The organism is Xenorhabdus sp. PB61.4 (assembly GCF_963894935.1).
GTDB lineage: Bacteria > Pseudomonadota > Gammaproteobacteria > Enterobacterales > Enterobacteriaceae > Xenorhabdus > Xenorhabdus stockiae.
Genome location: NZ_CAWQJR010000065.1, coordinates 1 through 6,040 on the forward strand (window position 1 = coordinate 1; position 6,040 = coordinate 6,040).

Annotated in this window: 5 protein-coding genes and 1 pseudogene; 2 read left to right on the plus strand and 4 right to left on the minus strand. The window is 44.6% G+C overall.

The features are described from left to right. Both AACX68_RS20110 and AACX68_RS04810 read left to right on the plus strand, forming a co-directional pair. Positions 1-96 (plus strand): annotated as a pseudogene (locus tag AACX68_RS20110) (IS982 family transposase); the annotation flags it as partial. A gap of 229 nt (positions 97-325) precedes the next feature. Next, a complete protein-coding gene (locus AACX68_RS04810) occupies positions 326-2,425 on the plus strand; it encodes a plasmid pRiA4b ORF-3 family protein (RefSeq protein WP_228860729.1) in 2,100 nt (699 codons plus the stop codon). 49 nt (positions 2,426-2,474) lie between these two features. On the opposite strand, the gene AACX68_RS04815 is transcribed toward AACX68_RS04810, so the two are convergent. The 4 genes from AACX68_RS04815 to AACX68_RS04830 form a co-directional block, all read right to left on the minus strand. Beyond that, the gene (locus tag AACX68_RS04815; RefSeq protein WP_228860730.1) at positions 2,475-3,383 is read right to left on the minus strand and encodes an ATP-grasp domain-containing protein; all 909 of its coding nucleotides are present in this window, start codon (positions 3,381-3,383) and stop codon (positions 2,475-2,477) included. Positions 3,384-3,421: 38 nt separating this feature from the next. Beyond that, positions 3,422-4,378, minus strand: coding sequence for a cysteine synthase A (cysK, locus tag AACX68_RS04820; protein ID WP_228860731.1), 957 nt, complete (start codon positions 4,376-4,378; stop codon positions 3,422-3,424). A gap of 18 nt (positions 4,379-4,396) precedes the next feature. After that, positions 4,397-5,218: an arginase family protein gene (locus tag AACX68_RS04825; protein ID WP_228860732.1), complete on the minus strand. Its 822-nt coding sequence runs from the start codon at positions 5,216-5,218 to the stop codon at positions 4,397-4,399. 80 nt (positions 5,219-5,298) lie between these two features. Beyond that, the coding region (locus tag AACX68_RS04830; protein ID WP_228860733.1) for a YqcI/YcgG family protein at positions 5,299-6,040 on the minus strand (742 nt) is incomplete at its 5' end.

The following is a 6,040-nucleotide window of genomic DNA, read 5'->3' on the forward strand; positions in this document are numbered from 1 at the left end:
AAACTGCTTTCTCACACGTTGGGTATTTTTGCCAATTTTAAACAAGGTAAAAGTCAACGCGACTGGCTTCAGCAAGCCAACGTTATAGGATGTTAAAGTCGAGCATCGCGTGATCAATAAGTTAATAATAATCAGCTACCAGCTTATCCATTCACTGAATAAATGCGCGATCAAGACAACAATAACAGGTATCATCAGCATGAAATTCCGCTGATTCTGAGTTTACAATCTAGATTATTCATGTTCATAAAAAACAGAAGGGTGGATTTGACAGTAATCATGATCACTCTTTTAGTTCACCCCTCAATAGTTAAAGAGCTTAGTGATGAAAATAACACCTGAAATATTATCCTCTGCAATAGAAGAATACGCCAAAAAGCCTGAGCAGAAACAGCAGCTAACCCCTCAGCAAACACGTTGGTTTTCCGAGCCAGAGAATGTCTTTATGTTGATCACTCTGGTGATAACACTCCCTGAAGAAACGATGGATGATATCAGGGGTGCCGTTAAAGACTGGCTTGATGTTGCTATCGCGGAACTAGAGTTAGTCGCGATTCATTCCCCGAAGGGAACCAAAGAACAATTTGAGCAGGCTGTTGGATTGGTTTTGGAGTATTGCAAAGAAAACTTCGAGCTTAATCACAAGAATGTCCTGTTATGTGTCTCAATCCTGAAGCAATATCAGTTTCATATCAGGACGGACCTTGCACAGTTGATGCAGAAATCTGAGTATCCTGATGAGACTAATGTTACCCCTTTCCCTCAAAAACCGCAGAAAATCAGGCAACTGATTAACGAGTTTAACCTGAAATCCAGTATCGAATTCATTGAGGTTTTTGAAAGTGGTTTTTCTGTCGCACCACCTGAAGTACTGCCTTATATTCTGACGGAAGTCGTTCAATATCCATGGGGTATTGATGCTTTGCTTCTGCTGACGCAATATTTTGAAGAATCTGTTGCGCTTGCCAGTGCCGAAATGCTGGATCAATGCCCTTCTTCGGCGTGGAAAAATTTATCCTATTTGCAGCTTGTGAACCTGTGTGCCCACTTCAACCGACATCCTTCAGTTAAACCCTATATGAAGCGATGGAAAAAACGCGCTATGGCACACCATAAAGCACGGGCAGCCGCTGAAATATATGAAATATACGCTTCTGAGGTGGATGGCAATGACTGTGCCAGTATGATGATGAAAGTCATGCTGAATAATCAAGAATATCAGCTAAGTATGATGCTCGATTTTAAATCAGGTATCAGAGAGAGCATGCTGAATATTGATCCTGACCAACCCATTCCTGAGTTGTTAGAACAGTTAAGCAGCGATATCAACTTCACTCCGGTTTCTCCGGACTGGCTAAAACAGATATTGCCCTGGATCCTTTCCGTTCAGCAAAATAAGAACACACCACTCGACCTCTATTCACTGTATTGGATAGCCCAACTGCCCATCGACTGGACGCAGCCAGAAGCGTTTGATCTTGAGCAATGGAGCCAGAAACTGAGTTATGAGGTCAATCCTAAGCGACAGGAAAACAGCCGTCTCGGTTACGCCAATTACGGTCACAATGTGCAATCATCGCTTATGATGACTTGGCTGCCACCCGAAGAGTATCTACTGAAAGCGAAAAAACCCAGAGATTTACTGAAACTCTACTATTATGCCAACAAAGACATCTTTGCCGGACGACTGACCTACTCGGCTGCTATCGAGAAATATAAGCTCTCATCAGAAGAACGCTGCCTGACCAATGAATATCTGGATTTGGCTCACGCGCTTTACGACCCTGCCATCAATCGTAAAAGGTTTGGCTTATTCGACAACCTGTCAGAAGCCAGTTTCCAGCTCTTTGCTATGGGGCTGACGGACACCTCAGACTCAATACTCCCTCAGGGGCTGGTTGTTAAAATCAGCTTAGATGAAGCAAGCCCAGCAGTCTGGCGCCGCGTTCATCTCAGTAACCAGATGACGCTGAGTGAAGTGCATGATGTGATACAGGCTGCTATGGGATGGGAAGATGCACACCTGTTCTGTTTTGAGGTCGGCGGAATAACAATTCCGGAAGAAAATTATGATCAGGTCTGTCTCGGTCTATTTTTACGTGATGTCGGGAGTGAGCTTTACTACCAATATGACTTTGGTGACTGCTGGGATCATCAGATCACAGTAGAAAAAGTTCTGGAAAAAGACATCATTCAACCTAAAGTCACCGCAGGAAACGGGACATGCCCGGTTGAAGACTCCGGCGGTATCTGGCAGTGGAACAATGTACTCAAGTTGAGAAAAAAGAAACTGCTGACGGAAGAAGAAGCAGAATACCTAGAATTACTGGGACTGGATCCGCATCAGCCACTAGAGCCTTTTGATAAACAAGAGGCCAACCATAAACTTGCAGCCTTATTCAGTTATCTGGATTATCAGGGCTAAATTTGTACCCCTGAGAAGCAAACTTTTACTTCTCAGGGGTATTATTCCGTTAAGCAGAATATTTTATCAGTCTGTCAGCCAGAGCCTGTGCGAATCGCATCGCACCACCCTCAGCAAAGGGCAGGTTCAGCGAAGGCTCACATATTTCTATTTCCAGTACAATCGGCTTACCATCATTACCCCGCACAAGATCCACACGTCCGTAAAGCAAAGCATGATCAAGCCCCATATGCCGAACAGCGGTATCAAGGGCAAGTGAAGCAACTGCACGTTCATTTTCATCTGCCACTCGCGCCTTGCGAAATTCCTGTAATGGGAAATTCACTGTGCCATCAGACATAAGCAAAGCACCTTTACGGATAGCATGGCTATAAACACCGTCGAAGTAGGTCAGGTCAGTCTCGCCCTCACTATCGATTGACACCAGATAAGGCTGCAATATTACGTGACAACCTTTTTCTATCAGATAAGTGATGTGCTCGACAGCCTTATCCTCCTGCTGCCGTTTATAGCGCTGAATATCCTTCGAATAAGCTCCTACAGTAGGCTTTATCACAATTTCGTCAGATTCCGTATGCTCAGCAAGAAATGCCCGCAGATTCTGTAAGATATTCATGCCGGGGCTAATAAACTTGCTAGGTACAACCGGCACACCGTGCGCCGCGAGATCAGCCAGATAAAACTTATCAAGATTCCAGCGTACTACTGGCAAGGGATTCAGCAGTTCTGTTAAAACACTAATACGTTCACACCAGACCAGAAATTCAGGTAAATGATCGACGTAGCTCCACGGAGAACGCAAAAGCACCGCATCAAAACGTGACCAATCAATAGACTGGTCCTGCCATGAACATATCTCAGTGCTCAGCCCGATAGTGCGACAAGCATCGAGTAACAACGGCATATCATAATCTTCTGGCAAGCTGGCTTCATCGGTAATCAATGCAACTGTATTCATTAAGCAATTTCCATCAGAGCAAATGTCCTCAAAAATGATTACAGAGATGACAGCCACTCATCATCTGACCCTTCATTCATCCCTTCGAACAAAAACGTGGAAAGATAACGTTCCCCCGTATCAGGCAGCATTGCGAGTAATACCGAATTTTCTGGTGCACTTTCAGCAACACGAAGCGCTGTTGCCAAAGTCGCCCCTGCGGAAATACCCACAAATATGCCTTCTTCCCTGGCGAGGCGACGGGCTGTATCACGCGCCGATATCTCATCCACGGTCAGTAACTTATCAATAACGCTTTTATCGAGTATGTCAGGGATAAAGTCAGGTGCCAGACCCTGAATTTGATGTAAATTCCACGAATTACCCGCCAGCACAGCGGCATTTTCAGGTTCAGTAGCAATAATATTTACGTCAGGCCGTGCCAGTTTTAACATCTGACCAACTCCGGTCAGAGTACCGCTGGTACCAAAACCCGTGACAAAATAATCCAGCCGTTTTCCGGCAAAATCACTGAGAATTTCTGCTGCTGTTGTTTCACGGTGATAAGCCGGATTGGCAGGGTTTTGGAATTGATTAGCACGAAACCAGCCATGTTTTGCCGCAAGCTTATCGGCCAGACGGTTTCCACCACTACTTCCTTCATGACCGGGGGAGAGAATAACTTTTCCGCCATACATACGTATTAATTTACGGCGTTCTACCGAATAACTATCCGACATCACCGCCACGAATTTGTAGCCACGGGCAGCAGCCACCATTGCTAAGGCAATGCCGACATTACCGGAAGTACATTCACAAATTGTGTCGCCGGGTTTCAGTAGCCCTTTTGCTTCTGCATCAAGGATAACGGAAAGAGCAAGCCTGTCCTTTACCGAACCGCCGGGATTGAAAGACTCCACCTTCACATATATCGTGGCATGGTCGGGAGCCATACGATTTAATTTAACGATAGGCGTACGGCCAATTGTCTCAAGAATACTGTTGTAGAGAGGCATAAGAAAATTGTTCTCCTGTTATTTCACTTTTGCTGCTGTTTCAAATACAGGAGCAACAATATCGAGAATAATTGAAAGTGCTTTTTCGTTCTTTTCTTCATCAGTTGAAGCATTAAACTCAGCCAGTTCGACTCCCAAAAGCTGTTCCAAAGGCATTGCTTCAAATATTGCCTGAATTTGCGATGGCAACATACCATCCGGCACTGAATAATCCGCCGGTAAAAAACCTGGCTCAAGAACATCCCAGTCGATATGGATCCAGACCGGCGCGCCATTAACAGCTTTCAGAATATTTTCAGGTGTTGCCTCTGCTGGTGGAATTATCCGAACACCCTGCTTTTGCAAAATTTCACGCTCAGGTGGATCTATATCACGGGCACCAACCAGAATAATTTGTTCAGGACGTAAACCAGAACCGTGCCCGCTATCCCAGAGGCCGCAGGCAGCAGCAAGTACCATACCACCGAGGTAACCTGATTCTGTTGTCTCCGGTGTGTTGAAATCACCATGTGCATCAATCCAAAGCACTACCGCTTCCGGATGCTCCCGCGCGACAACAGGTAATGAAGCAAGACTCGCAGAACAGGTATTAGCGAGCATAAACGTCCGGTTTTTTCCCTTAATACTCGCTTCAATTGCCTGACGCAATTCAACAAGCGTTTCACGGGCTTGAGGAAGACTAACACTCCAGTCATCGTTCTCAGGAGGCGCGCTCTTTCCAATAAAATGCCCCTGAATACCATAGTGTTTTTTTAACGCCTCAGCGGTACGAGCAGCGCCTTCTATCATGCGTGCTGCCCTATCAGCTATGCGACCCTGAGAAACGATAAGATCAATCATGGAACAGTTTCCTTTTCATTATTATCAATAAAAATTTCAGGTTAACCTTCGGTCATAACTCATAAAAACTAATGCTGGCTTCATTTTTTCCTGAACATAAACGGGCACTTGCCCTCTCTCTTCACATTTTCATCCAGAAGGCCATACTGCAGCCATTCAAGTGCTTCTGTACCATAAGAGCCAAGCTGCAAAGAACGGGGAATATCATCATATTTATCAATGCGATTACGGATATTTTCACGGATCTTACGACCATCCGGAGTATTACCGGCGACGATATCGAAACGCTCACGTGGGTTGATGACCATAATAAAATGCTCACCAAGATTCCTGCTCCTACGTGACCGGTTCGCCGGACTGCTCATATTGCAGAATAGCTGCATACCGTTAAAACACATGCACCAGGCTGAAGAATCAGGATTTTTATTAATACCTTCCGGCCAGGGTTCGGGATCTATTTCATGTAATTTCTGCAAAACTTCCCAGCCAAAAGCGTGATAATCACTAATAGACTGAACTCTTATTGCTTCTTGTGAGAACGCAACAATCAGCGGGTATGCGGTATTTAAATCGCCATTCCAATTCTGCGAAAGTGCAACATAATCTTTAAGCCCTTCAGCTAAATGCTGAATGCCACTCTTCTTTGCATTCTCTACAAAGATAAATTTTAATAACTTTTTTTTAAATGCTCTCTTTGAGAAAACACAAGGAAAATCAACATGATCAAGTCGAAACCCTATATCACTGAGAACAGCATGATGCCAGTCTTTTTCACTTTCATTCACTTGAGGTTGTGAGATTAATTTTTTAATACCTATATTT

What these genes read in the sequence shown, in the direction of transcription:
- AACX68_RS04810 (WP_228860729.1), top strand. Translation starts at nt 326, where the DNA reads ATGAAAATAACACCTGAAATATTATCCTCTGCAATAGAAGAATACGCC.
- AACX68_RS04825 (WP_228860732.1), bottom strand. Translation starts at nt 5,218, where the DNA reads ATGATTGATCTTATCGTTTCTCAGGGTCGCATAGCTGATAGGGCAGCA.
- cysK (WP_228860731.1), bottom strand. Translation starts at nt 4,378, where the DNA reads ATGCCTCTCTACAACAGTATTCTTGAGACAATTGGCCGTACGCCTATC.
- AACX68_RS04815 (WP_228860730.1), bottom strand. Translation starts at nt 3,383, where the DNA reads ATGAATACAGTTGCATTGATTACCGATGAAGCCAGCTTGCCAGAAGAT.